Below are 25,890 nucleotides of genomic sequence, written 5' to 3'. Positions count from 1 at the left end.
GCTGGCTTAAGAGCGCATCGAGCACGCTTTGTGAGTGCGTTTACGCAGAAAGTGGACCGCCGATGGATGCCAGACTGATTTCGCAAGATCTCCTCAGATACTCGGCGACGCACAATCCAAAACCGCCGCCGCGGCTCGGAACGCGTTACGGACGGCGAGGCGGCTTTCTGCCCGAGCCCGGCAACACGATCGTCTGCCATCTGGAAAAAGGATCGGCAACGCAGGCGCTGCTTGTGTCGGCACGCGCGCGCTATCTCGAGATGCCGGAAGCCGAGCGTTTTCTCTTCACACCGATCACCAGCCTCCACATGACGCTGTTTCAGGGTGTCATCGAATACCGCCGCAAGCCTCGCTTCTGGCCGGACGATATGCCGCTTGAGACGCCGATCGAGGATATGACGGAAATCATGGCGGCTCGGCTCGAAGGTTTCTCGACGCTGGATCCGTTCCAGGTCACCGTGAAAAGCGCCAAGCCGTCGGGTCTCGTGGTCGAGGGGAAGTCCGAGCATGACCGCAAGGCGATGAAGGCCTGGCGCGATGCGCTGGCGCGGCTCTTCGGTTATCGCCATCCGGATCACGACGACTATGCGTTCCACATTACCTTTGCCTATGTGATCGAGCGCCTGTCGGATGCAGCGCTGCCGGCTTGGCAGGCGATGCTCGACGAGGTGACCGCTGAGATCCAGCGCGCGGCCCCGGTGCTGGAATTGCGGCCGCCGGCATTCTGCTCGTTCGAGGACATGAACCATTTCCACGAACTGATGATTTTCGATTCCGAGACCTGATGGAAACCGCGCCGATGGAAAAACTCGTCCTCTATATCGCAAATAAGAACTATTCGTCCTGGTCCTTCCGGCCCTGGATTGCGCTCACAGCTGCCGGCGTTCCTTTCGAGGAAGTGCTGATCCCGTTCGATTATCCGGCAGGCAATCCACGCTACAAGACGATCTCGCCCAATGCCCAGGTGCCGGTGCTGCATCATGGCGACGTGCGCGTCTGGCAGTCGCTGTCGATCATCGAATACGCAGCCGAGCTGTTTCCGGAGAGCGGGCTCTGGCCGACATCCTCTGCGGATCGTGCCGTCGCCCGTTCCATCTCGATGGAGATGCTCTCGGGCTTTCGCGCGCTGCGCAATGCCTGCCCGATGAATTTTCGCCGGCCGAAGCGGCGTATCGAGCTTGCCGATGGGGTGATGGAAGACGTCGCGCGCATCTCCACGATCTGGCGGGAACTGCGGGCAAAATCCGGCGGTCCGTTCCTGTTTGGCGACTTTACCGCCGCGGACGCGATGTTTGCGCCGGTCGTCAATCGCTTTGCGGTCTATGATCTGGTAGACGACGCCGACACGCTTGCGTATATGGAGGCCATGACGTCGCATCCGGCCTGGGTTTCATGGCAGGAAGCGGCCCTTCAGGAGACAGCAATCGTCGAAGAAGACGAGGCCTGAGGTGTTTCGGCGTGGTTTGCGAAAAAATCCCGCCAATATCCCTGCAGGGACTGGTCAAGTACCCGGTTGGCATGTATAAGCGCGCCAAATTTCCGAGATCGAGACATGGAATGTTCGGCCTCAGTTCCGGCCGGAAATCCCTGTTTTGCACGAAGTGGAGTAACGAAAATGGCTGTACCTAAAAGAAAAACGAGCCCGTCGAAGCGCGGTATGCGCCGCTCTGCTGACGCTCTCAAGACCCCGACATTTGTCGAGGACAAGAACTCCGGCGAACTGCGCCGTCCGCACCATATCGATCTCAAGACCGGTATGTACCGCGGCCGTCAGGTTCTGACGCCGAAGGAAAGCGCATAAGCTTTTCTGATGATTGCTTGAAAGGCCGGCTTTGCCGGCCTTTTTTGTTGCGCGCTCGGTAAGGCGCGTTTCTTCCCGCAGCAGGTGCCGTTCAGGTGCTCATGCTGTCGAGACGACCCTGAAGCGCGCGGAGCTGCTCCTTCAGTTCGTCGATGTCCTTGGCTTCCGCCTTCTTGCCCGATGGTGGGGCGGACTGGTGCGGCGTCGCGGCACCGGCAAAGGGCGCGAACATCTGCATGGCCTGACGGAACATGTCCGTATTGCGCCGCACCTGTTCTTCCATCATCTGCATCGGAAGGTGCAGGTTCTTGGCGATCGGCGTGTCACCGAACGCACTCGTCATCTGCTCGCGCATCTGCACCTGCTGGTCCGTAAACGTCTTCATCGAGTGTTCGAGGAAGGTCGGCACCACCATCTGCATCTGATCGCCGTAATAGGAGATCAGCTGTCGCAGGAAGGACACCGGCAAAAGCGTGTTTCCGGTCTTCGACTCCTGCTCGAAAATGATCTGGGTCAGAACCGAGTGCGTGATGTCCTCGCCCGTCTTGGCATCCTGAACCGTAAATACCTCGCCCTTCTTGACCATTTTAGCCAAGTCTTCGAGCGTCACGTATGTGCTTGTTCCGGTGTTGTAGAGACGCCGGTTAGCGTATTTCTTGATCGTCACGTCACCTTCGGTCTTTGCCATGATTTCCCTCCACTTCGCCATTCGCGCGATTATTAGTGCTTGGCATCTTCTCCCGCCTCGAATGTAAGCTTAAATTGGCGCAACTGACAATCGATTTGTGCGCCGCGATGGATCACCATGCTGCGCAGCAAATCGATGAAAAATCGGGTTTTTCGGGCGAAAACCGGGCGTTTGACAGGGCGCACAGGCTTTGCCAGTCTCGGTGCCAAGAAACGGAAAGAGGAGACATCATGTCCAATCCATCCATCGTTATCGCAGCCGCAGCACGAACGGCCGTCGGCTCGTTCAATGGCGCATTTGCAAACGTCCCCGCACACGAACTCGGTGGCGCGGTGATCAAGGAGGTGCTGGCGCGCGGTGGCGTGGAGGCGGGTGAAGTGGACGAGGTCATCATTGGCCAGGTCCTTCCTGCCGGCGAGGGACAGAACCCCGCCCGCCAGGCGGCGATGAAGGCCGGGGTGCCGCAGGAGGCGACGGCCTGGGGCGTCAACCAGCTCTGCGGTTCCGGTCTTCGTGCCGTCGCACTCGGCATGCAGCAGATCGCGCTCGGCGATGCCAAAATCATCGTCGCGGGAGGCCAGGAATCCATGTCGATGGCCCCGCATTGCGCACATCTGCGCGGCGGCGTGAAGATGGGTGATTTCAAGATGATCGATACGATGATCAAGGATGGCCTGACCGACGCGTTCTACGGCTATCACATGGGCATCACCGCTGAAAACATCGCCCGCCAGTGGCAGTTGTCGCGCGAGGAACAGGATCAGTTTGCGGTCTCCTCGCAAAACAAAGCGGAGGCAGCGCAGGTTGCTGGCCGCTTCAGGGACGAGATCGTTCCGTTCCTGATCCAGACCCGAAAGGGCGATGTTCGCGTCGAAAACGACGAATACATCCGTGCCGGTGCGACTTTGGAGGGGATGGCGAAGCTTCGGCCGGCCTTCGATAAGGAAGGCACAGTGACTGCCGCCAACGCATCCGGCCTCAACGATGGCGCAGCCGCGGCGTTGCTGATGACGGAGGACGAAGCCGGTCGTCGTGGCATTGCGCCGCTCGCGCGCATCGTCTCCTGGGCCACCGCCGGCGTCGATCCGCAGATCATGGGAACTGGCCCCATCCCGGCTTCGCGTCGCGCGCTGGAAAAAGCCGGTTGGAAAATCGGCGATGTCGACCTGATCGAAGCGAATGAGGCGTTTGCCGCACAGTCCTGCGCGGTCACGCGGGATCTGGGCCTCGATCCGTCGCTCGTCAACGTCAACGGCGGAGCGATCGCCATCGGTCACCCGATCGGTGCGTCGGGTGCGCGAATTCTCAATACGCTGCTGTTCGAAATGAAGCGCCGTGGCGCGAAAAAGGGGCTTGCGACGCTCTGCATCGGGGGTGGTATGGGCGTCGCCATGTGTCTGGAAGCGCTCTAGCACTCGGTGGCAGCTGCCCACGTTATCGGCGTAAGCAGTTCCGTTACGCTGACGGCGGCGACGGTATGAAAGGAAGTTTACATGGCGCGTATCGCGTTGATTTCAGGAGGCACGCGCGGCATCGGGGCTGCGATCAGCACTGCGATGAAAGCGGCAGGCTATTCGGTCGCCGCAAATTTTGCGGGCAATACCGAAAAGGCCGCTGAGTTTCACGCGGCGACGGGCATTCCGGTGTTCCAGTGGGACGTGTCGGATTACGATGCCTGCGTGAAGGGCATCGCTGAAGTCGAAGCGCAGCTCGGGCCTGTCGACGTCCTCGTCAACAATGCCGGCATCACCCGCGACGGCATGTTTCACAAGATCACGCCACAGCAGTGGAAGGAGGTCATCGATACCAACCTGTCCGGGCTGTTCAACATGACCCATCCGGTCTGGCCCGGCATGCGCGAGCGCGGCTTCGGCCGCATCATCAACATCTCCTCGATCAATGGCCAGAGGGGCCAGATGGGGCAGGTGAACTATTCTGCCGCCAAGGCGGGCGATCTCGGCTTCACCAAGGCGCTGGCTCAAGAGGGGGCCTCGAAGAACATCACCGTCAATGCGATCTGCCCCGGCTATATCGGCACCGACATGGTGCGTGCCATCCCGCAAAAGGTGATGGACGAAAAGATCATCCCGCAGATACCTGTCGGACGGTTGGGCGAACCGGAAGAAATCGCCCGCTGCGTGCTGTTTCTGGCCTCTGAAGAAGCCGGATTCATTACCGGCTCGACGCTCAGCGCAAATGGCGGTCAGTATTTCGCCGGGTAAGCGGATACAAAAAAACCGGCGCCCATGGGACGCCGGTTTCTATTCTGCGACTAAACGCAGGACTTAGCGGCAACGCGCTTCGTATGTACGGCCATAACGGTCGCGATAGACGCAGTAACCGTTGCGCTTCTGCGATTCGCCGATAGCAGCGCCAACCAGACCGCCGCCGACAGCGCCGACTGCAGCGCCACCCCAGCTGTTGGTCACAGCGCCACCGATAACGGCGCCCGAAGCAGCACCGATTGCAGTGCCCTTTTCAGTGGATGTGCAGGATGCCAGCATTCCGACGAGAGCGCCGACGAGCAAAACTTTTTTCATGTCACTTTCCTTCCCTTGGTAACGTGCGGCTTCGCCGCTTTTAGATCCTGCCCATCAGCAGGAGGATGATGATAATCAGCACAACGAGGCCGAGACCGCCGGACGGACCATAACCCCAGTTCCGGCTGTGCCCCCAATTCGGCAGCGCGCCGATCAAAAGCAAAATCAGTACGATAAGTAGGATGGTTCCGAGCATAGGCTTGTACTCCGCTGACCTACCGGCTCGACATGTCCGGTTGGGATTGCCGAGAAAACGTAGCATGGGAACTTTTGTTCCACTCACCACTTGCTTGCCCGTGGGGTGTGGTTAACGGGTTACACTTTCGCCATGCGTCGGAAAGCCGGGTAATGTTCGAAACAGATCGGGAACGCTCCGGAATCCGCAATCGTCGCCGATTCGTTCACGTTTGTTCGAACGAAACTGGCTTGCGTATCGTACGCATGTTGATCCTGGAAATCGTGGTCTCGCCTTGTCGAGGACAACATATCGGCTTGCGTTTATCGTCGAGCATGGCCATCTGATACTGCGATTGCGTTTCCGTGGAGGATCGCATCGGCGGATAAGCAGGAACTGGCTTTGCATTCTCAGCCCATGATTCTCAGCGGCCGCGGCGTCACGGCCGTGCTAGGCCCCACCAATACCGGCAAGACCCATTATGCCATCGAGCGCATGGTTGCGCACGGTTCCGGCGTCATCGGTCTGCCCCTTCGCCTGCTTGCACGCGAGGTCTATACACGTGTCGTGGAGAAGGTCGGTTATCACAATGTCGCGCTGATCACGGGCGAGGAAAAGATCACGCCGCATATGGCGCGCTTTTCCGTCTGCACCGTCGAGGCGATGCCGCGCGAGACAAAGGCCGCCTTCGTCGCCATCGACGAGGTACAGCTGGCCGGCGATCTCGAGCGCGGGCACATCTTCACCGACCGCATCCTGCATCTTCGCGGACGCGAGGAGACGTTGCTGCTCGGTGCCGGCACCATGCGGCCGATCCTCGAACGGCTGCTTCCCGGGATCACCGTGGTCGAACGGCCGCGCCTCTCGCAGTTGTTTTATGCCGGTCAGAAAAAGATCACCCGCCTGCCGCAGCGTTCCGCGATCGTCGCCTTCTCTGCGGAAGAGGTCTATGCGATCGCCGAACTGATCCGCCGCCAGCGCGGTGGTGCGGCTGTCGTGCTTGGCGCCTTGAGCCCGCGCACCCGCAATGCACAGGTCGCTCTCTATCAGGAAGGCGATGTGGAATATCTCGTCGCAACCGATGCGATCGGCATGGGCCTCAATCTCGATGTGGATCACGTTGCCTTCGCTCAGGATCGCAAGTTCGACGGCTATCAGTTCCGCAATCTCAATCCGTCCGAAATGGCGCAGATTGCCGGGCGTGCGGGCCGCCACCTGCGTGACGGAACCTTTGGTGTCACCGGGCAGGTCCAGCCGTTCGACGACGAACTGGTCGAGCGGATCGAGGGTCATCATTTCGAGCCGGTGAAAGTGCTGCAGTGGCGCACGAAAAGCGTCGACTATTCCTCGCTTGCCGCTCTGCGTGCCAGTCTCGACCGGCCGCCGACCGTGGCGGGGCTTGCCCGCGCGCTGCCGGCAATCGATATCCAGGCGCTCGACTATCTGTCGCGCTACGCAGAAATCCGCGATACGGCGACAACGCCGGAGCGGGTGGAAAAATTGTGGGAGGCCTGCGCTCTGCCGGACTATCGGCGGATTGCCCCTGCGCAACACGCAGACCTCATTTCGACTCTTTTCTCGGATCTTGTGCGCTTCGGCACGGTGAACGAGCAATTCATGGCAGAACAGGTTCGCCGCGCCGACCGGACCGACGGAGAAATCGACACCCTGTCGGCCCGAATCGCGCAGATCCGTACCTGGACCTATGTTTCGAACCGCCCTGGCTGGCTTGCCGATCCGACACACTGGCAAGAAAAGACACGGGAAATCGAGGATAGGTTGTCGGACGCGTTACATGAACGGTTGACGAAACGCTTTGTTGATCGCAGGACATCTGTGCTCATGAAGCGCCTAAGAGAGAATGCGATGCTGGAAGCTGAAATCAGTGTGAATGGGGATGTCTTCGTCGAAGGCCATCATGTGGGGCAATTGGCTGGATTCCGATTCACGCCTATAGCCGGCACGGAGGGTCCCGATGCGAAGGCCGTCCAGGGTGCCGCGCAAAAGGCGCTTGCGCTGGAGTTCGAGGCACGCGCCGCGCGGCTTTATGCATCCGGCAACAACGACCTTGCTGTCGGCTCGGACGGTTCCGTGCGCTGGCTCGGCGAACCTGTCGGCCGGCTTGCGTCGAGCGACCATATCATGCGCCCGCGCCTGATCCTGCTTGCCGACGAGCAGTTGACCGGCAATGCCCGCGAACACGTCGTTGCGCGCATCGAGCGTTTCGTGAACCATCATATCGCGACCGTGCTGAAGCCGCTGGACGATCTGTCGCGCGCTGAAGACCTGCAGGGTCTCGCCAAGGGCCTGGCCTTCCAGCTGGTCGAAAACCTCGGCGTCATGTTCCGGCGCGATGTTGCCGAAGACGTGAAGACGCTCGATCAGGATGCGCGCGCTTCGATGCGCCGCTACGGCATCCGCTTCGGCGCCTACCATGTGTTCATGCCGGCGCTGCTGAAGCCTGCTCCGGCCGAGCTTATCACGCTTCTCTGGGCGCTGAAGAACGACGGCATCGACAAGCCGGGTTACGGCGATCTCATTCCGGCGCTTGCTGCCGGCCGCACATCGGTCGTCGCGGATCCTGCTTTCGAGCGTACCTTCTACAAGCTCGCCGGTTTCCGCTTCCTCGGCAAGCGTGCCGTTCGTATCGACATTCTCGAGCGTCTGGCCGATCTCATCCGTCCGCTGCTGCAGTGGAAGCCGGGCTCCAGCCCGCGTCCGGAAGGCGCCTATGACGGTCGCCGCTTCGTGACGACGACAGCCATGCTGTCGATCCTCGGCGCAACGCCTGACGATATGGAAGAAATTCTGAAAGGCCTCGGCTATCGCGCCGATGCCGTGAAGCCTGAAGAGGCGCAGGCATTCCTGGCTGGCCAGGAGCCAGCTGCGGCTGCCCCTGCCACGCCAACGGCTGCAGCAGACGAGGCCGCACCGACTGCCGAAGGCGATCAGGTCGAAGCAACTGAAGCAACCGAGGCTTCCGCTGAGGTTGTGGCGTCTGCTGAGGCTGCTGCTCCTGCAGAAGACGCTGCGAGTGAAGAAGCTGCAGCGCCTGACGTCGCCGCTTCCATGGAAGCTGAAACCGTTGAGGCACCTGCAACAGCCGAGCCGGACGCTCAGGCCGAGACAGCCGCCTCGACTGAAGCTGCCGCTGCCGTCGAACCCGAAGAAGCAAAGCCTGTTCTCCTGTGGCGCCCGGGTGGCGGTCGCGAGAATAGCCAGCGCCAGGGTGGTCGGCCACAGCAGGGTGATCGCCGTGGTAACGGCCAGGGTCAGCGCAATGCCGGTGCTGCCTCAGCAGGCCGCACCCAGGAAGCCCGCCCCCAGGGCGAAGCCGCTCCCAAGGAAGGCCGCCGCGATGGTCGTCGGGATGGCGAGCGCCGTGACGGTGGTCGTCCGAACCGCGACAACAACAACCGTCGTCCTGAAAACCGGGGCGATCGTCCCGAGCGCGGAGATCGTAACGATCGTCCGGACCGTAACAAGGGACCACAGCCCGCTCGCTTTGAGGCCAAGCCACCGCGCAAGGAAAAGCCGATCGATCCGGATTCGCCCTTTGCCAAGCTTGCTGCTCTCAAGGAGCAGATGAAGAAGTAGGCGCATGGTTGAAAAAGAGCTGCATGCAGGTTCGCGACAGCGCATCGACAAGTGGCTCTTTTTCGCGCGAATGGCAAAGTCACGCTCCATCGCGCAGTCGCTGATCCAGTCCAACTGCATCCGGATCAACGGCGCGCTGGTGTCTCAGCCAAGCTATCAGGTCAAGACCGGGGACCGCCTCGACATCAAGCTGGAACGGCGCGATGTGGTTCTGGTGGTCAAGTCCGGTGGTGATCGGCGGGGTCCATTCGAAGAGGCGCGGCTTCTCTACGAAGATCTGACGCCGCCTCCGGAGGAACGCCAGAAGTTGACGGCGTTCGAGCAGGCGCAACGCCTGCCGGGCTCGGGGCGTCCGACGAAGAAGGAAAGGCGGGAGACCGAACGCCTGTTTCCCGAAGCGGGCGAAAACTAGGTTTAGAAAATCCGCCCTCAAGACCCGGTTTTTACGCACGGTTTATTCTTGCGCAGTTGCAGCAAAGGCATTAGGTGACACTCGAAAAGCATGACTTCCTTTAGTGCTGAAGTCTGCCGGCTTTTCGCCTGCCGCACCTTTCGTCGGCAGCGTGCCGCAATCTGCGATATTCGGAGTTTCGCATGACATTCGTCGTGACAGACAATTGCATCCGCTGCAAATACACAGACTGTGTCGAAGTGTGCCCGGTCGATTGCTTCTACGAAGGTGAGAACTTTCTGGTCATTCACCCGGACGAATGCATCGATTGCGGCGTCTGCGAGCCTGAATGTCCGGCTGAGGCCATCAAGCCTGACACGGAACCAGGTCTCGACAAGTGGCTGAAGGTGAACTCCGACTTCGCGCAGATCTGGCCGAACATTACCGTGAAGCGGGATCCGCTTCCGGAGGCCAAGGAAATGGACGGCGAAGAAGGCAAGTATGAAAAGTACTTCTCGGCGGAGCCAGGTTCCGGCGATTAAACCTGGATGGTGACGGTGCGCCCGTCACCCGCTCGAATCAGCTGTCTTTTGGTTGGGCACTGTCCGACTGTCACGCGGCTTGCAAGAATAAAAGCAAATTATTGATTTCCGCACTTTTTTGTGGTAGAGCTTACTCACTGTTCCACAAGGTGGCACTCGCGTGCCCGAAAAACATCACGAAAGAAACAGATCGCTCCCCGCGTTCCCCGTGACATTGCAACACTTTGATGTTGTCGTCGCCGTTTCGCGAGTTGGTCTGTTTTTGCGCGCGTTGTCGGATCAGTATGGAGTGACCCGACGGTTTCCCCCGTCTCATCCGGGCCTGACAGACCCGGTTTCCCCAGACCCGATAAAACGGGTGAGTCAAAGGGAGTTTGTGAATCGAATGACGACCCAACTGAAAAAGAATTCTCCCGCACGCCAGGGCTTTAGAACTGGTGAATCGATTGTTTATCCTGCGCATGGCGTCGGCACGATCACCTCTATCGAAGAACAGGAAGTCGCGGGCATGAAGCTCGAGCTTTTCGTGATCGATTTTGAAAAGGACAAAATGCGCCTGAAGGTTCCGGTCGCCAAGGCCTTGAGCATCGGCATGCGCAAGCTCTCCGAGACGGATTTCGTCGAACGTGCATTGAAGGTGGTCCAGGGCAAGGCCCGCGTGAAGCGCACGATGTGGTCGCGTCGCGCACAGGAATATGATGCCAAGATCAATTCCGGTGATCTGATCTCCATTGCAGAAGTGGTGCGCGATCTTTTCCGCGCCGAAAACCAGCCCGAGCAGTCTTATTCCGAGCGTCAGCTGTATGAAGCGGCGCTGGATCGCATGGCGCGCGAAATTGCCGCCGTCAACAAGATGTCCGATACGGAAGCCGTTCGCCTGATCGAGGTCAACCTTGCCAAGGGTCCCAAGCGCGGCAAGACAGTTGAGGAAGATGAAGCTCAGGAAGAAGAAGCAGCCTGATTTGTCTCTGAAAGACAACACCAAAAACCCGGCCTAGTGCCGGGTTTTTTGTTGGAACCTTTACAACACAAGCGCGTTAACCCGCCGGAACGGCGAATTTAATGCTGCATCGTGCGGCGTGTTCTCCGTCCTAACCAATAGCGGGGCGATTGCCTAACCGGTCCAAGACCTCCGCGAGACACTTGAGGGACATCGGCAGAAATTCGCAAAAATCAAGGCTGGAATATCGGTAATCCCGCAATTCAGCGTTTTTTTTGGTTCTGCCCTTTGTCGATCACGGCACCACGGAGAACACTATGACAGCCATGTCCGCAGACCGCACAATGATCAAGATAGCGATGTCGGCTCCGTATCTCGCCCGCGAGGAAGAGCGTGATCTGGCAATCCGTTGGAAAGACCGCCAGGATCAGGGTGCTCGAAACCAGATTGCACTCGCCCACATGCGTCTCGTCATCGCGATGGCGTCGAAATTCCGTGGGTTCGGTCTACCCATGAGCGATCTCGTTCAGGAAGGTTATGTGGGATTGCTCGAGGCTGCGGCAAGGTTCGAACCGGCCCGCGATGTCCGCTTTTCCACATACGCCAGCTGGTGGATCCGTGCCTCCATGCAGGACTATATCCTGCGCAACTGGTCGATCGTACGCGGTGGTACGAGTTCAGCCCAGAAAGCGCTGTTCTTCAATCTGCGCCGCCTGCGCGCAAAACTTGCCCGCGGCGACTCCAACCTCACGGCCCAGGCCATCCATGAGGAAATTGCCGTCGCCCTCGGCGTCAGCGTTTCCGACGTGCAGACCATGGATGCCCGTCTCTCCGGCAATGACTCGTCGCTTCAGGCTCCAACGATTTCCGGTGATGCCGACAGTGGCGAACGCCTCGACATGCTGGCCAGCGGCGAACCACTGCCGGACGAACAGGTCTCGGGGATGATCGATGGCGAGCGTCGCCTGAAATGGCTGCAGGGTGCCCTCACCAAGCTCAACGACCGCGAGAAGATGATCATCCGCGCCCGCCGGCTCACTGACGACGGTGCGACGCTGGAAGCGCTTGGCGCCAAGCTCGGCATTTCCAAGGAGCGTGTGCGCCAGATCGAAAGCCGCGCGATCGAGAAGCTGAAGTCGGCACTCGTTACCGCAAATCCGCAGATGGCGCTTGTGTCCTAAGCACACTTTGCCCGCACCGCTCTGGCGGTCGCGACATCTCGATACGATGCTTCAAAGCGCGCAGGCCCTTGAAACGGCCTTCGCGCTTTGAAGCTTTTATACAAGCCTCATTCCGAAATGATTTTGACCTTTTGGCCCGGCGACAACGTCGCGCCGACCGGAATGGCGTTGATCAGCTTGAACAGGTCCAGCTTGCGGTCGGTGCCCATCATCCGGCTCGACAGCGATGCCATCGTGTCCTGCGGCCCAACGCTCACGACGCGAACGCGGAGCGGCTTCAGCGACGCGATTTCAGGCTGTGTCATGCGGCGGAGGCTGTTGCGCAGGATCTGTGCGGTCGTGTCGAGTGCTGGACTGCCCTTCGGAACCGCCGTCAGGAACCGGAAGATCTGGTCGTTGACCTTGATCACGGTCACATCGAAATCCCAGCGTTCGGCGGAGGCGCGTGCGGTCGCGGCCGGCAGGCCGTTGACGGTTGTCTCGCGCACGGTTTCCGGCTGAAGCCCTGCCACCCAGCCGCTGGTCAGATAGTTGGGCAAGCTGCTGGTGTCGCCAGCGGCGACGCCGTCGAAACGGATCGCGGTCTCGCCTGGTCCCGTCGCCAACACGGCTTCGACCTTGTTGTCGATGCGGAAGTCCGGCGGAACGTCGAAGCGTATTCCAAGGCCCCCGTGCAGGAAGGTCTGGCCGCGGACATAACCCTCCTGGGGGCTGTCGCCATAGAGAAGACCGTCGATGCCGGCGAGGAAATAGTCGCGACCCTTGTCGCCGACGCCTTCCTGGCCGAAATTGCGGGCATGCCGGCGGGCCAGATCGACGCGCTGGGCGGAATTCGGGTGGCTGGACAGGAAGTCCAGGCTCTGGTCGCTGTCGGGATCAACCGCCGAGTAGCGCGCATAGGCCGCCATCGAATCGAGGAAGCGCGCAGCGGCGTAAGGGTCGTAGCCAGCTTCGCCCAGCATCCGCACACCGATCACGTCCGCCTGCAGTTCCTGCTGGCGGGAGAACGCCGCAAGTCTCAGCTTTCCGCGGGCAAGCGCCTGCTTGCCGGCGATGTCGCTCGACAGAACTTCGGCGACCACCCGGCTGGCGATTACTTCAGCTTCCTCGCGCCGCTGGCGTTCGATGCCGTGGTTGGCGGTGACGTGTCCCATCTCGTGCGACAGCACGGCCGCAACTTCCGAAGCGTCGTTGGCGAGCGCCAGCAGTCCACGCGTGACGTAGAGATAGCCACCGGGCAGGGCGAAGGCATTGATCGCCGGGGAATTGAGGATAGTGATGCGGAAGGATTGCGTCGGATTTTCCGAAACAGCGGTCAGCGCACCGGCAATCCGGGCAACCAGCCGTTCGGTCTTTGCGTCACGATATTCGCCGCCATAGCTTGCAACGATACGGGGATGCTCGCGTGCACCCATCTGCGCCCGCGGATCGTTCTTTTGAACTTCGTCGACGATCTGAGGCGAGTCTGATGGAGAAACGTTCGGCGTATAGGCCTGGTCGAACACGGACTGACAGCCTGCGAGTGCTGCACCTGCGAGCAACACGACGGCAAAGCGTCTCCAACGGCGCGGTGCGCTGGTCTGCCCGGTCCTGCCGGGTGTCGCGTCCTCGCGTGTTTTGATCCGTGTCTTCTGCACCGTCAGTCCTGTTCACCTTCGCTTCGTACCGATTTTCGCATCGCATGCACAGATAAAAGAGATAGGTTCAGCCGGCGCGTTTGCAATTGACTTCTGATAAACCAAGGCGATGACATCGCCGCAAGACCAAATTGTGGCACTGCGATAACGTTGGTTTTCGCCTGTCTCTATTCGTGACGACGCTCCGTCGACTGGCCTCTAGCGGGCGTAAGGAATAGCCGTGTTTGCGGCGGAGTTCACGATCGTGCCATCGTCGACGGCGACCACCACATCGGCAAGCTTTTGAACCTCGGCGCGGTCGTGGCTGACGATCACCACCGTATTGCCGGTTTCGCGGTGCAGGTCCAGAAGCAGCGATGCCATCGAAGCCCTGAGTTCGGGATCAAGCGCCGCAAACGGCTCGTCCATCAGCAAAACGGGCCTCTTTCTCACCAGCACCCGCGCGAAGGCAGCGCGTTGCCTCTCGCCGCCGGACAGCGTTCCCGGTTTGCGTGTCTCGAAGCCTGAAAGCCCGACACGTTCGAGTGATTGCGATATTCTCGACCTGTCCTCACGCGAAAGCTTCAGCGACGGATCGACACCGAGGCCGATATTGGTGACGAGATCGAGGTGAGCGAACAGATTGTTGTCCTGGAACACCAGCGAGATCGGCCGCTTTGAGGGATGGGCGTGGGTCACGTCCTCGCCGGCAATCAGGATGCGGCCGGACTCCGGTATCTCGAAGCCCGCGATCAGGTTCAAGAGGGTCGATTTCCCCGAACCAGACGGCCCGGTCACGGCGGTAATCGCGCCGTCGGTCATGGCAATATCGAAGCTGAACCGTTTGGTGCCGAGTTGCAGCGCGATCTTTTCCAGGCGGATGCTGTCAGCCATCGTATCCCTTTCGGCGGCTCAGACTTCCGAGGATCGTGAGCGCCAGACATATCATGCCTAAAAGCAGGGCAAGCCCGTCGGCGTCGTTGGTTCGGTAGCTGGATAGTCTGCTGTAGACGAGCCAGGGCAGGGTCGTCAGTTCCGAGGATCCGAACAGGGCCACAGCACCGAGATCGCCGAGCGAGAGCGCCATGGCAAACGACAGTGCCGTCAGGGCAGGGCCGATCAGGAAGGGCAGGTCGATCCGCCGCAGTCTCGAAAAGCCTGTTACTCCAAGGCTCGCGGCCAGCCGTGCCGTCTGTCGCCGATGATCCTCGATCGCCGGTTCCAGCACCCGCATCACGAAGGGCAGGGCCATCAGCATGTTGATGGCCGCGACCAGTGCGGGGGCAAAACGCGAGACATCTCCGAACGGGCGAAGCAGCAGGAACCAGCCTGTCCCGATCACGACCGGCGGCACCAGCAGCACCAGCGACGACGTCGCACCCAGCATCGCCGCCAGCCCGCGCGCCGGGATGCCGGGATGACGGAGATCCCTTATGGCAATGCGCGAATGGATGATCGCCAACGCAGCGCTGACGGCCAAAAGCCCGGAGAGCAGCGCGATCGACAGGCTTGTATAGGCCGCGTTGAGGAAGGCGGGGCTTGAGGCCAGCCGCCAGAGATCGGCCTTGATGCCGGCTAGGAAGATCGAGGCAAGCGGCAGGACGAGAAACAGGGTCGCAGCGAGGATGGTCGAGCCGTCCCACAGCCTTGCGCCCCATGTGCGTCCATCGAAGCGGCGGGTGGCGCGGCCGGCGGTCACATGTGTGCCGTCGGGGGCGGGGAGAAACGCGAGGGCGGCGAGGATCAGGCCGGTTACCGCAATCTGCAGCACCGCCAATCCGATGGCGCGGGGCGGATCGAAATCGAAGCGCAGCGACTGGTAGATCGCTACTTCCAGTGTCGTTGCCGCCGGCCCGCCACCGAGGATGAGGACCAGCGTGAAACTGGTGGCGCAGAGCATGAAGATCAGCCCGGCAATGCCTGGCACGACGCGGATCAGGGCCGGGCCTTCGATGAAACGGAAGATCGACAGGGGCTTCATGCCGAGGCTGGTGGACAGCAGCCAGTATTCCGCCGGCTGCCGTTCAAGCGCCACGAGAAACAGTCTGGCGGCCAGCGGCAGGTTGAAGAACACATGGGCCAGAAGAATGCCGGTCAGGCCGTAAATGCTGATCGGCTGCTCCAGTCCCAATGTCGAGAGGAGGCCGTTCACCGCGCCCTGGCGCCCCCAGATGCCGATCAGACCCAGCGCACCGATCAGAACCGGCAGACCCATCGGCAACGCCATCAGCCGCACGATCCAGATACGGCCGATGAAATGCGGCCGTCTTGCCAGTGACAGCGCCACGGGAAGCGCCAGACACACAGAGAACAAGGTCGATAGCGCCGCTTGCCACAGCGTGAACTGCAGGATGCGGCCGGTATAGGCCGAGAACAATCGCCCCTGCGTTTCAGGGGCGTCCCAGGACAGCAGGGCCGAGACCGCGATACCGACGAAAAGCGCGATCGCGCCGAGGCTTATCACCCCGCCGGAAATCCCTCGTCTTCGCTCGGCAGCGGTCAGCAGCATGCCCGGTTCAGCCGATCAGTTCATGCTCATGGCGTTCAGCCATTCGTCGATCCATGCCTGGCGGTTCTTCGCGACTTCGTCAGATCCCATCAGGAATGTCTTTTCCGGCTGAACCAGCTTGCCGAAAGCGTCTGGCAGCGGTTGCGACGTCTTCGTCACCGGCATCATCCAGTTGGTGGTAGGGATCACATCCTGGAAGCCCTGCGACACCATGAACTTCAGGAAGTCACGGGCGAGATCCTTGTCACGGGCGCCCTTCAGCATGCCGGCCACTTCGATCTGAACGTAATGTCCCTCGGAAAAATCAGCCGCCTGGTAACGGTTCTCGTTCTCCTCCACCATGTGATAGGCGGGCGAGGTCGTATAGGAGAGCACCATCGGCACTTCGCCCTTGGTAAACAGGCCGTAGGCTTCAGACCAGCCGGGGGTGACGGTCAGGATGCGGCCCTTGAGCTTTGCCCAGGCTTCCGGCGCCTTGTCGCCATAGACGGATTTGATCCACAAAAGCAGGCCGAGGCCGGGTGTCGAGGTGCGCGGATCTTCGATCGCGATCTTCTGCGACGGATCGCCCTCCACCAGTTCCCTCAGGCTCTTCGGCGGGTTCTTGATGGTCTTCGTGTCGTAGACGACGGCGAAATGGCCGTAGTCATAGGGCAGGAACGTATCGTCGGCGTAATTGCCGGGAACGCTGATGCCGCCGTTTGTGGAGGATACTTGCAGTCCATGCGGTTCGAACAGGCCGGTGGCCTTGGCCTCGGAAATCAGGTTGGTGTCGAGCCCGAGCGCGATATCGGCCTTGGTCGTCTCACCCTCCAGCTTCAGCCGGGTCAGAAGTGCGACGCCATCGGCGACAGCCACGAATTCGACCTTGCAGGCGCAGGTCTTTTCGAAAGCCGCCTTCACCTTGGGGCCGGGGCCCCAGTCGGCGGTGAAGCTTTCATAGGTGTAGATGGTCAGCACCTTGTCCTCGGCCCTTGCGGCCGGTGACAGGATGATGGTGGCCGCAGCCACGGTGAGCGATAGCAAGAGTTTGCGCATCAACGCCTCCTTCAAAATCAATCTACAAGGGGAATAGGCGCTGATCGTGAGCCGTCTAATCCCTCCGCCGGTGTTAGCCGGATCAGGTTCCGCGGGTTGGCTGAAAGCCTCTCAGCCGCACGTTACCGCGCAGCACCCCGTTAGAGCGGGAGTAGATGTAACGGTGAAGGAATTGTCTGGCAAGTGGTGTCGAACCGCTGCCGTCTTGCGTTCAGGGCCAAGGACCGAGGGGCGTCGTGCGATAGCAGTCTCGATAGCAAGAAAGCCGCCCGGCGTGCCGGACGGCTTTCTTGCTAGTAGTTCTTTGGCAACAAGGTTCACGCGTTGAGCGCGTAGCCTGACTGGGAGTCGTTGCGGAATATCTTGAGGTCACGCGGCACGATCGCCATGCCGCCGAGACGGTTGGCGATGGCATAGTCGATCGTCTGCTCCACCACATGCGGCATGACCGGCTTGGTCAGAACGCCGAGCGATCCTTCGACGCCGTCTTTCACGTCTTCCGGATTGGCCGTCATGAAGATGACCGTCAGGCCGTATTCGGCAGCGAGTTCGCGCCCGATTTCCGGACCGGTCCGGCCGTCGGAGAGATTGACGTCGACCAGCGCGATATCGGCGTATGCGCCGAGCGACAGGGCGTGCTTGCGGGCGCTGGCAAAGCCTGCAACCTTGAGACCCATGCTCTCGACAGTCTCGGCAACATCAAGCGCGATCAGGAATTCGTCCTCGACGATCAGAACGCGCTGTTCCATTGCATCACTCGCCAGCCGACGACGCATCACATTAGTCAGCATTGGACATTCCTAACCGTTTTGTTTCCATCTGGTCGGCATGTCGGCATTCATACCGCACTACGCATTTCGACCACTTGATGGATGCCAACGTCAGCGGGGAATGTTTGTTCCGGCTCGCGACAAATAAAACGGTGGATATTTATTTGTTAAGTATAGGAATTCTTTAACTATCCTTCAATCTGTTCTCGGAGCATCTCAAGCTCCAGCCATTCTTCTTCCATTTTGGCGACACGATCGCGTAGTTTTGCCGTCTCTGCGGCGAGCTTTGAAAACGCCGACGGGTCTTTGGCGAAGAGTTTGGGATCGGCCATCTTCCGTTCGGATGTAGCGATCTCGTCCTGCGCCTTGGCCATGTCCTTGGGGAGGTTTTCCAGCGCGAACTTCTGCTTGAAGGAGAGCTTGCCCTTTGTCTTGGTGGCAGCCGGAGCAGTGCTGTCCGTTTTCGCCTTTTCCGCCTTATCGGCGCGGCGCTTTTCGTCGGCCATGCCTTTGCGCTGCTGCAGCATGTCGGTATAGCCGCCGGCATATTCGATCCATCGTCCATCCGGCGAATCCGGATCTACCGGAGCGATCGTCGAGGTCACGGTCCGGTCGAGAAAGTCGCGGTCATGGCTGACGAGAATGACGGTGCCGGCATAGCCCGCGACGATTTCCTGCAAGAGGTCCAGCGTCTCGATGTCGAGGTCGTTGGTCGGTTCGTCGAGGATCAGAAGGTTCGACGGCTTTGCCAGCATGCGGGCCAGCATCAGGCGCGCGCGCTCGCCACCGGAGAGGTTCTTGATCGGCGTGCGGATCTGTTCCGGCTGGAACAGGAAATCCTTCATGTAGCCCGCGACATGCCGCTGTTCGCCGTTGACCAGCAGCGTTTCGCCGCGGCCGTCTGTCAGGTAGTGAGACAGCGTATCTGCGGGGTCGAGGTCCTCGCGCTTCTGGTCAAGCGTGGCAATTTCGAGATTGGTGCCGAGCTTGATCCAGCCGCCGTCGGGGGCGAGCTGGCCCGTCAACATCTTGAGCAGCGTCGTCTTGCCAGCACCATTCGGGCCAACAAGACCGATGCGGTCGCCGCGATGGATGCGGATCGAGAATGGCGCAACGATCGGCTTGTCATAGGTCTTGGTGATGTTTTCCGCTTCCACCACCAGTTTGCCGGACTCGCGGCCTTCGGCGACGGAGGCCTGAACGGAGCCCTGCGGTCCCTTGTGGCCGCGGTAGTCGGCACGCATGGACTGCAGCTCGCCGACGCGGCGCATGTTGCGCTTGCGCCTTGCGGTCACGCCGTAGCGCATCCAGTGTTCTTCACGCTCAATCGCCTTGCCGAGCTTGTGCTGCTCGATCTCTTCCTCTTCGAGAACCTGATCGCGCCAGGCTTCGAAATGGCCGAAACCGCGCGACAGGCGGCGGGAGGTGCCGCGGTCGAGCCAGACTGTGGCGTTCGACACCTTTTCGAGAAAGCGACGGTCATGGCTGATGACGACCAGTGCGCTACGGGTCTTGCGCAGCTCGTCTTCCAGCCATTCGATGGTCGGCAGATCGAGATGGTTGGTCGGCTCATCCAGCATCAGGATATCAGGTTCCGGTGCCATGACGCGGACAAGTGCTGCACGTCGCGCCTCGCCACCGGAAAGCCTGACCGGGTCTTCCTCGCCTGTCAGGCCCAGATGCTCCAGCAGATAGGTGACGCGGTAGGGGTCGTCGCCCGGTCCAAGCCCCGCTTCCGCATAGGCCTGCACGGTTTTGTAACCAGCAAAATCCGGCGCCTGTTCGAGATAGCGGATCGTCGCATTGGGGTGCCGGAAAACCTCGCCCGACTGCGCTTCCACCATGCCGGCGGCGATCTTCATCAGCGTCGATTTGCCCGACCCGTTGCGGCCGACGAGGGAGATGCGGTCGCCGGGCTCCACCTGCAGCGCAGCTCCGTTGAGAAGCGGCGTGCCGCCGAAGGTTAGAACGATATCGTCGAGTTTCAGAATAGGCGGTGCCATGCGGCGTCTATGCTCCGGAAAAATCGTTTGGACGGGCAAGGATCATCGCCCTGCCGTCACGTAAATGGAATTGGACCGGCCCTTCTGCAACGTTGGACACGGTGCGGGAGGAACCGAAGGGCAGTGCGTAATCCTTGAGTGGATAGCGCGCGCCGAGAATGTCGAGGCCTGCAAGGCCGGTAAAACCGATGACGGAAAACAGCGCGCCCTTCGGCAGGTCGAGCGTCATCGTGCCGGTGAGAAACGGCACAGCCTCTTCCTCGCCGGATGTCAGAAGAACGTCATGGCCGCGTTCGGCAAGGCTCATCGCATGTAGAAAATGCTGGAGCGCGTGGTCGGATCGTTCGCCGCCCAGTGCGCCGATCAGGATCAACCGCGTCGCGCCGCGTTCGATCGCTTCAGCCGTCGCAATCTCGCCGTCCGTCTCGTTCTTTTCAGGCGGATAGGTCCGGCGCTCGACATCCGGAAAGCGCTCGATCAGGGCGGCGTCGGAGGAATCGAAGTCGCCCACCCAGAGCTCCGGCATCACACCCAGCGCCTCTGCATGGCGCATGCCGCTGTCGGCCGCAATGAAGCGGCTTGCGGCAACTGCCTTTTGCAGTCGGTCGGTTACGGTGAGGTCACCGCCGAGCAGGATCGTGAAGGTCGAGTTGGCCATTGCCCATGCCCATATCCTAAAGCGGCTCGCAAGGGAAAGGCGCGTGTCGCACTGTTCGTGCGAAAGCGGTCATTTTTGCTGCCATTGACGGCGGGCGTGGCAGGGATTATTTGAAAAGTCGAAATTCCGTGGTGATTTGGCCGGCCGGCTTGCAGCCACGTAAAAAAAGTCGCTAAAGGGCCGCGAGAAGAGTTTCAAAAACTTCCCACGGGCCGGCTGCGATTCTTCGTGCCGGCTTTTTGTTTTTGGGTTGAAGAGATGCCGATCAAGATCCCCGATACGCTGCCTGCCTTCAACACGCTCGTTTCCGAGGGCGTGCGCGTGATGACCGAAACGATGGCGGTCAGGCAGGACATCCGGCCACTGCAGATCGGGCTTCTCAACCTCATGCCCAACAAGATCAAGACCGAAGTGCAGATGGCGCGCCTTGTCGGCGCTTCGCCGCTGCAAGTCGAGTTTTCGCTGGTCCGCATCGGCGGCCACAAGGCCAAGAACACATCGGAAGATCATCTCCTGTCGTTCTACGAGACGTGGGAAGAGGTGAAGCACCGCAAGTTCGACGGTTTCATCATCACGGGAGCGCCGGTGGAAACCCTGCCCTACGAGGACGTCACATACTGGCAGGAGATGAAGGAAATCTTCGACTGGACCACCACCAACGTGCATTCCACCATGAATGTCTGCTGGGGGGCGATGGCCGCCATCTATCATTTCCACGGCGTTCCGAAGCACGGGCTGAAGGAAAAGGCGTTTGGGGTCTATCGCCACCGCAACCTGTCGCCGGCCTCCGTCTACCTCAACGGCTTCTCCGACGATTTCCAGGTGCCGGTGTCGCGCTGGACGGAAGTTCGTCGGGAGGATGTTGAAAAGGCCGGCAGTGACCTCGAGATCCTGATGGAATCAGACGAAATGGGCCTCTGCCTCGTGCATGAGCGGGCCGGACGGCGGCTGTTCATGTTTAACCACGTCGAATACGATTCCACCTCGCTTGCCGACGAGTATTTCCGCGATGTCGATGCCGGCATACCGATCAAGATGCCGCACGACTATTTTCCGCACAACGACGATACGCTGGCTCCGCTCAACCGCTGGCGCGGTCATGCGCATCTGCTGTTTGGAAACTGGATTAACGAGATCTACCAGACGACGCCTTACGACGTCGAAAAAATCGGCACCGAGTGACCGAGACCGGTTTCTGCCCCGTCATCCTTGCTGGATGAGAGCCTGACGGAATTTTCCGCTGGCCTCGTTGCAGCTTTGATCGAAATCACGCAGTTTGCCGCAAACATTCGGGAGATGGGTTATGACGGGTCATGAATTCGAGATTTTCGGCACGACGAAGAGCGGCGAGGCGGTGCATCGGATCACGCTGTCGGGCGGCGGGCTGACAGCCCAGGTTCTTACCTGGGGCTCCGTTATTCAGGATCTGCGGCTTGCCGGCCACGAGCCGCCTCTGGTGCTGGGGTTCGACAATTTCGCAGACTATGAGGCCTACTCGCCCTATTTCGGCGCCACGCCGGGTCGCTGTGCCAATCGCATCGGCGATGGCCGCTTCTCGATCGACGGCACAGAATACCAGCTGGAACTCAACGAAGACGGCGTAACCCATCTGCACGGCGGATCCGACGGTATCGCCCGGCGCATCTGGTCGATCGTCGATCACGCGGAAGACCGAGTCGTGCTGCAGATCACCGACCCGGACGGACGCGCCGGATATCCCGGCAATTGCACCGTCACTGCGACCTACCAGCTGATGGAAGACGGGGTGCTTTCGGTGATCTACGACACGGTGACCGACCAGCCGACGCCCGCCAACGTCTGCCAGCACTCCTATTTCAATCTCGACGGTCGTCCCGACATTTTCGGCCACGACATGATGATCGCCGCGGCTGAGCTGACGGCGGTGGATGAAAGGATGGTGCCGACCGGCGTCCTGATGCCGCTTGCTGGCACCACGTTCGACCTGAGCGAGATGGGTCCGATCCAGCGGACCGGTGCCGATGGCGAGCAGGTGCCGTTCGATCACAACTACTGCCTCTCGGAGGAAAGGACCGCCAAGCGCTCGATCGCGCTTGCCCGCAGCCTGTATTCCGGCGTGCAGCTCGAAGTGCGCACCACGGAGCCGGGGATCCAGTTCTACGCGGGCTTCAAGCTCGCCTTGCCGGTGCCCGGCATGGAAGGCCGTCCCTACGCGCCTTACGCCGGCTTCTGCCTGGAAACCCAGGTCTGGCCCGATGCAATCAACCACGAGACTTTCCCCAATGCAGTGCTTCGCCCGGGCGAAACCCTGCGCCAGGAAACCGACTACGTGTTTTCGAAGAGCTGAGGCGATGAGGGCTGAGGCTGCCGAAAGGCGGCCTCAGTCTGGCTGCGAGGATGCAGGCAGCCAGCGAATGACGATAATAGACGAGGTACCCTACTGGGTACCAATACCGTTATTCGTTTTTTCGTCTGAAGGGAGAATTTGGAGCGGGCGAAGGGATTCGAACCCTCGACCCCAACCTTGGCAAGGTTGTGCTCTACCACTGAGCTACACCCGCTCATAAACCGTCGACCCGGTGGTAGTCTGGATCGTCGGTGCCGCTCGTTGCCGGCGACGGGCGGTATATGGCCCAGACTTTTTTCAAATGCAACAGGGAAATGACGATCTCGATGAAGAATTTTTCATGAGCTTCGAAAGCCCCTGCGAAACAAGGGTTTGCGCCAAAGCGTGCATCTTGGCCGGTCCGAACAATCTGTCTATAGTCCGCCATCCTTACCCCGCCGGCCGGGGCCAACACCTCAAGAGCAGCCACGATCGATCATGCCAAAAACTGCAGAAGACCTGTTCGCCTTTCTCGATAGCCTCGATATTGCCCACAAGACGAAAGCGCATGCACCGGTGTTTACGGTATCGGAATCAGCCAGTCTGCGTGACGAGATCCCGGGCGGGCATACCAAGAACCTGTTCGTCAAAGACAAGAAGGACCAGTTCTTCGTCATCACGGTCGAAGAAAACGCCAGCGTCGATCTAAAGACCGTCCACAAGGTGATCGGGGCCTCCAGTCGCGTCTCGTTCGGCAATCCTGAAAAGATGCTGGAATTTCTCGGCGTCGTGCCAGGCTCCGTCACCGTGTTCGGAGCACTGAACGACACGGATAACAACGTCACGTTCGTGCTCGACGAAGACCTCATGCGCGAAGAGGTGATCAATGGCCATCCACTCTCAAACGATGCGACGACGTCGATCGGTCGCGACGATCTTATCCGCTTTCTGGAGGCGACGGGCCATACGCCGCTTGTCTTGAAAGTGACGGGCTGACATACGATCTTTGCAATTCAGAGTAAGACATAATGCGCATCGGCCGTGTGCCGATTGGACTTTTTCCGGGAGAACACTTTCATGAGCGGCACGAACAATCCTTATGGTGGCTCCTATGGCGCCGGTAACTACGGCGGCCAAAACGCGACGGTGAACTTCGGTTCGACGCCTGCTGCGGCCCCAGCGCCCGCGCCTTCCTCTGCCCCTGCTGCTGCCGGTAGCTATATCTCGGACACGACGACCGCAGGCTTTGGCAAGGACGTGATCGAGGCATCGCGCAGCCAGCCGGTTCTCGTCGATTTCTGGGCGCCCTGGTGCGGTCCGTGCAAGCAACTCACGCCCGTCATCGAAAAGGTCGTCAACGAAGCCCAGGGTCGCGTCAGGCTCGTCAAGATGAACATTGACGACCATCCCTCGATCGCGGGACAGCTCGGGATCCAGTCGATCCCGGCCGTGATCGCCTTTGCCGATGGCCGTCCGGTCGACGGGTTCATGGGTGCCATTCCGGAAAGCCAGATCCGCGAGTTCATCGAAAAGGTCGCAGGTCCAGAGGGCATGGACCAGGCGGCCGAGATCGAGGCGGTGCTCGGCGATGCGGAAACCCTGCTCGGACAGGACGATATCCAGGGTGCCGCACAGCTCTACGGCGCCGTGCTGCAGGCCGACCCGGAAAACCCCAAGGCTGCGGCCGGCATGATGCAGTGCCTGATCGGCATGGGCGAAACGCCCCGCGCCGGCGAGATGCTCGCCTCCCTGCCCGAAGAGATGGCTGCCGATCCCGCAATACAGGCGGTCGCCAAGAAGCTGGAGCAAATCGAGGAAGCCCGCAAACTGGGTGACCCTGTCGCACTCGAGCAGCAGCTTGCCGCCAACCCCGACGATCACGAGGCCCGCGTGAGCCTTGCCAAGATCCTCAACGTCCAGGGCAAACGCGAAAAGGCGGCCGATCATCTGCTGACCATCATGCGCAAGGACCGTACGTTCGACGACGATGGCGCGCGCCGCCAGCTGCTGCAATTCTTCGAGGTCTGGGGCCCGAAAGATCCGGCTACGATTTCCGGGCGCCGTCGTCTTTCGTCGATCCTGTTCTCCTGATTGTGTTGCCGATTGATCGCTAAGCCGGATCGCAGCCTTGCGTTCCGGCGACGATGCCCCACATTAGTTTTATAGGTTTGGCTGAACGGCCAGGTTTGGACAACGGCCAGATTCGGACAGACATTTTTGTCCGGTGAATGTGGTCTGGGAGGTATCGGACCAATGCATGTGGGAAACGCGCGCTATCTGAAGCGGGAGGATCTTCCGGAAACGATCCCGGTCTTTCCGCTGACTGGGGCTTTGCTCCTGCCGGGAGGCCAGCTTCCTCTCAATATCTTCGAGCCGCGTTATCTGTCCCTGTTCGATGCAGCGCTTGCGGGCGACAGGTTGATCGGCATCGTGCAGCCATCATTGATGGAACCGGACGAGCCGCTCGGCGGCGGGCGCTCGGCGCTGTCGTCGATCGGTTGCGCCGGCCGGATCACGTCCTTTGCCGAAACCGGCGATGGCCGCTACATCATTTCGCTCAGCGGGATCTGCCGCTTCAGGCTGCTCGATGAGATCGGTGGCGGCCATCCGTTCCGCAAATTCAGACACGCGCCTTTCCTGTCCGATCTGACCGACGAGGATGACGAAAAAGCCGTCAACCGGCCGGAACTGCTGCGGGTCTTCAAGGCCTATCTCGACGCCAACAAGCTGGAGGCGGACTGGGAAAGCATCGAGCGGGCCGGAAACCGGACGCTGGTGAATTCGCTGTCGATGATGTCGCCCTTCGGTCCTGCCGAGAAGCAGGCGCTTCTGGAGGCACCGGATCTGAAGAGCCGGGCTGATACGTTGATCGCAATCACCGAGATCCTGCTTGCGCAGGGATCGGGGACAGCGAACGTGCTGCAGTAGGGCAAAGGCCGGTCATGGACGAAAAACTCAGCAAGGTGGATCCGAAACTGCTCGATCTTCTCGTCTGTCCGCTGACCAAGGGCAGGCTGTCACTCGATCGCGAAAACAACGAGCTCGTGTCGCAAGGCGCGCGCCTTGCCTATCCGATCCGCGACGGGATCCCGATCATGCTCATGTCGGAAGCCCGCAAGCTCGAGGACTAGCCTTC

At 60.4% G+C, this 25,890-nt stretch carries 27 protein-coding genes, 1 tRNA gene and 2 riboswitches; of the genes, 16 read left to right on the top strand and 12 right to left on the bottom strand.

The genetic code is table 11. From position 1 onward, the window contains the following. Positions 1–62: 62 nt before the first annotated feature. The 3 genes from J3A65_RS16930 (at position 63) to rpmF (ending at position 1,801) form a co-directional block, all read left to right on the top strand. A complete protein-coding gene (locus tag J3A65_RS16930; protein ID WP_209902404.1) occupies positions 63–785 on the top strand; it encodes a DUF1868 domain-containing protein in 723 nt (240 codons plus the stop codon). Between the two features lie 14 nt (positions 786–799). Beyond that, positions 800–1,447, top strand: a complete 648-nt coding sequence (locus J3A65_RS16925) for a glutathione S-transferase family protein (protein ID WP_209902402.1) — start codon at positions 800–802, stop codon at positions 1,445–1,447. Positions 1,448–1,615: 168 nt separating this feature from the next. Next, positions 1,616–1,801, top strand: coding sequence for a 50S ribosomal protein L32 (gene rpmF, locus J3A65_RS16920; RefSeq protein ID WP_062462189.1), 186 nt, complete (start codon positions 1,616–1,618; stop codon positions 1,799–1,801). A 91-nt stretch (positions 1,802–1,892) separates the two neighbouring features. Here rpmF and phaR read toward each other — a convergent pair whose 3' ends face one another. Next, a complete protein-coding gene (gene phaR / locus J3A65_RS16915) occupies positions 1,893–2,489 on the bottom strand; it encodes a polyhydroxyalkanoate synthesis repressor PhaR (protein ID WP_174197184.1) in 597 nt (198 codons plus the stop codon). Between the two features lie 230 nt (positions 2,490–2,719). Here phaR and J3A65_RS16910 point away from each other — a divergent pair, with 230 nt between their 5' ends. Beyond that, a complete protein-coding gene (locus J3A65_RS16910; RefSeq protein ID WP_209902400.1) occupies positions 2,720–3,901 on the top strand; it encodes an acetyl-CoA C-acetyltransferase in 1,182 nt (393 codons plus the stop codon). A gap of 81 nt (positions 3,902–3,982) precedes the next feature. Next, a complete protein-coding gene (locus J3A65_RS16905) occupies positions 3,983–4,711 on the top strand; it encodes a beta-ketoacyl-ACP reductase (RefSeq protein ID WP_062581568.1) in 729 nt (242 codons plus the stop codon). 63 nt (positions 4,712–4,774) lie between these two features. On the opposite strand, the gene J3A65_RS16900 is transcribed toward J3A65_RS16905, so the two are convergent. Both J3A65_RS16900 and J3A65_RS16895 read right to left on the bottom strand, forming a co-directional pair. Further along, on the bottom strand, positions 4,775–5,029 hold the full coding sequence (locus J3A65_RS16900; protein WP_062462199.1) for a YMGG-like glycine zipper-containing protein: 255 nt from the start codon (positions 5,027–5,029) through the stop codon (positions 4,775–4,777). Positions 5,030–5,069: 40 nt separating this feature from the next. Beyond that, complete coding sequence (locus J3A65_RS16895) at positions 5,070–5,225, bottom strand: DUF3309 family protein (protein WP_082471964.1); 156 nt, start codon at positions 5,223–5,225, stop codon at positions 5,070–5,072. Between the two features lie 375 nt (positions 5,226–5,600). On the opposite strand from J3A65_RS16895, the gene J3A65_RS16890 reads away from it, so the two are divergent. From J3A65_RS16890 to J3A65_RS16870, 5 genes are all read left to right on the top strand, one after another. Then, a complete protein-coding gene (locus J3A65_RS16890; RefSeq protein WP_209903582.1) occupies positions 5,601–8,801 on the top strand; it encodes a helicase-related protein in 3,201 nt (1,066 codons plus the stop codon). Between the two features lie 4 nt (positions 8,802–8,805). Continuing rightward, complete coding sequence (locus J3A65_RS16885) at positions 8,806–9,213, top strand: RNA-binding S4 domain-containing protein (protein WP_062462206.1); 408 nt, start codon at positions 8,806–8,808, stop codon at positions 9,211–9,213. A 182-nt stretch (positions 9,214–9,395) separates the two neighbouring features. Continuing rightward, entirely contained in the window at positions 9,396–9,734 is a 339-nt protein-coding gene (gene fdxA, locus J3A65_RS16880) for a ferredoxin FdxA (RefSeq protein WP_062462209.1), read from the top strand. Between the two features lie 385 nt (positions 9,735–10,119). Continuing rightward, positions 10,120–10,695, top strand: coding sequence for a CarD family transcriptional regulator (locus J3A65_RS16875; protein ID WP_062462212.1), 576 nt, complete (start codon positions 10,120–10,122; stop codon positions 10,693–10,695). Between the two features lie 296 nt (positions 10,696–10,991). Further along, on the top strand, positions 10,992–11,855 hold the full coding sequence (locus J3A65_RS16870) for an RNA polymerase factor sigma-32 (protein ID WP_062462213.1): 864 nt from the start codon (positions 10,992–10,994) through the stop codon (positions 11,853–11,855). 107 nt (positions 11,856–11,962) lie between these two features. Here J3A65_RS16870 and J3A65_RS16865 read toward each other — a convergent pair whose 3' ends face one another. The 7 genes from J3A65_RS16865 to J3A65_RS16835 all read right to left on the bottom strand — a co-directional run bounded on the left by J3A65_RS16865 (position 11,963) and on the right by J3A65_RS16835 (position 20,449). Beyond that, positions 11,963–13,399, bottom strand: a complete 1,437-nt coding sequence (locus J3A65_RS16865; RefSeq protein ID WP_348635230.1) for a M48 family metalloprotease — start codon at positions 13,397–13,399, stop codon at positions 11,963–11,965. A 291-nt stretch (positions 13,400–13,690) separates the two neighbouring features. Further along, positions 13,691–14,365, bottom strand: coding sequence for an ATP-binding cassette domain-containing protein (locus J3A65_RS16860; protein ID WP_209902397.1), 675 nt, complete (start codon positions 14,363–14,365; stop codon positions 13,691–13,693). Then, a complete protein-coding gene (gene thiP, locus J3A65_RS16855) occupies positions 14,358–15,980 on the bottom strand; it encodes a thiamine/thiamine pyrophosphate ABC transporter permease ThiP (protein WP_209902395.1) in 1,623 nt (540 codons plus the stop codon). The genes J3A65_RS16860 and thiP overlap by 8 nt, the downstream gene beginning before the upstream one ends. A 15-nt stretch (positions 15,981–15,995) precedes the next feature. Continuing rightward, the gene (gene thiB / locus J3A65_RS16850; RefSeq protein WP_209902392.1) at positions 15,996–17,018 is read right to left on the bottom strand and encodes a thiamine ABC transporter substrate binding subunit; all 1,023 of its coding nucleotides are present in this window, start codon (positions 17,016–17,018) and stop codon (positions 15,996–15,998) included. A gap of 42 nt (positions 17,019–17,060) precedes the next feature. Continuing rightward, positions 17,061–17,168, bottom strand: a riboswitch (TPP riboswitch). A 167-nt stretch (positions 17,169–17,335) separates the two neighbouring features. After that, complete coding sequence (locus J3A65_RS16845; RefSeq protein ID WP_062462225.1) at positions 17,336–17,809, bottom strand: response regulator; 474 nt, start codon at positions 17,807–17,809, stop codon at positions 17,336–17,338. 167 nt (positions 17,810–17,976) lie between these two features. After that, on the bottom strand, positions 17,977–19,791 hold the full coding sequence (locus J3A65_RS16840) for an ABC-F family ATP-binding cassette domain-containing protein (protein WP_209902390.1): 1,815 nt from the start codon (positions 19,789–19,791) through the stop codon (positions 17,977–17,979). A 7-nt stretch (positions 19,792–19,798) separates the two neighbouring features. Beyond that, positions 19,799–20,449, bottom strand: a complete 651-nt coding sequence (locus J3A65_RS16835; RefSeq protein ID WP_192085646.1) for a thiamine diphosphokinase — start codon at positions 20,447–20,449, stop codon at positions 19,799–19,801. A gap of 118 nt (positions 20,450–20,567) precedes the next feature. After that, a riboswitch (SAM riboswitch) is annotated at positions 20,568–20,645 on the top strand. Between the two features lie 62 nt (positions 20,646–20,707). Between J3A65_RS16835 and metA the strand changes: the two genes are divergently transcribed. Together metA and J3A65_RS16825 are read left to right on the top strand one after the other, a co-directional pair. Next, entirely contained in the window at positions 20,708–21,631 is a 924-nt protein-coding gene (gene metA, locus J3A65_RS16830) for a homoserine O-succinyltransferase (protein WP_209902388.1), read from the top strand. Positions 21,632–21,752: 121 nt separating this feature from the next. Next, positions 21,753–22,775 carry an aldose epimerase family protein gene (locus tag J3A65_RS16825; RefSeq protein WP_209902386.1) on the top strand — a complete coding sequence of 341 codons (1,023 nt, stop codon included), beginning with the start codon at positions 21,753–21,755 and terminating at the stop codon, positions 22,773–22,775. 139 nt (positions 22,776–22,914) lie between these two features. Here the strand turns inward: J3A65_RS16825 and J3A65_RS16820 are convergent. Next, positions 22,915–22,989, bottom strand: a tRNA-Gly gene (locus tag J3A65_RS16820). Further along, the gene (locus J3A65_RS16815; RefSeq protein ID WP_209902384.1) at positions 22,990–23,202 is read right to left on the bottom strand and encodes a hypothetical protein; all 213 of its coding nucleotides are present in this window, start codon (positions 23,200–23,202) and stop codon (positions 22,990–22,992) included. 50 nt (positions 23,203–23,252) lie between these two features. Here J3A65_RS16815 and J3A65_RS16810 point away from each other — a divergent pair, with 50 nt between their 5' ends. The 4 genes from J3A65_RS16810 (at position 23,253) to J3A65_RS16795 (ending at position 25,885) form a co-directional block, all read left to right on the top strand. Next, entirely contained in the window at positions 23,253–23,750 is a 498-nt protein-coding gene (locus tag J3A65_RS16810) for a prolyl-tRNA synthetase associated domain-containing protein (RefSeq protein WP_062462247.1), read from the top strand. A gap of 81 nt (positions 23,751–23,831) precedes the next feature. Then, positions 23,832–24,845: a thioredoxin gene (trxA, locus tag J3A65_RS16805; RefSeq protein WP_209902382.1), complete on the top strand. Its 1,014-nt coding sequence runs from the start codon at positions 23,832–23,834 to the stop codon at positions 24,843–24,845. 162 nt (positions 24,846–25,007) lie between these two features. Continuing rightward, positions 25,008–25,682, top strand: coding sequence for an LON peptidase substrate-binding domain-containing protein (locus J3A65_RS16800; protein WP_062462253.1), 675 nt, complete (start codon positions 25,008–25,010; stop codon positions 25,680–25,682). A gap of 14 nt (positions 25,683–25,696) precedes the next feature. Continuing rightward, positions 25,697–25,885, top strand: coding sequence for a Trm112 family protein (locus J3A65_RS16795; protein WP_062581585.1), 189 nt, complete (start codon positions 25,697–25,699; stop codon positions 25,883–25,885). Positions 25,886–25,890: the final 5 nt, after the last annotated feature.

It is taken from the genome of Rhizobium sp. PvP014, from assembly GCF_017876855.1.
Classification (GTDB): Bacteria; Pseudomonadota; Alphaproteobacteria; order Rhizobiales; family Rhizobiaceae; genus Neorhizobium; species Neorhizobium soli.
The sequence above is the reverse complement of the archived record's forward strand: the minus strand, read 5'-3'. Positions and strand labels throughout refer to the sequence as shown.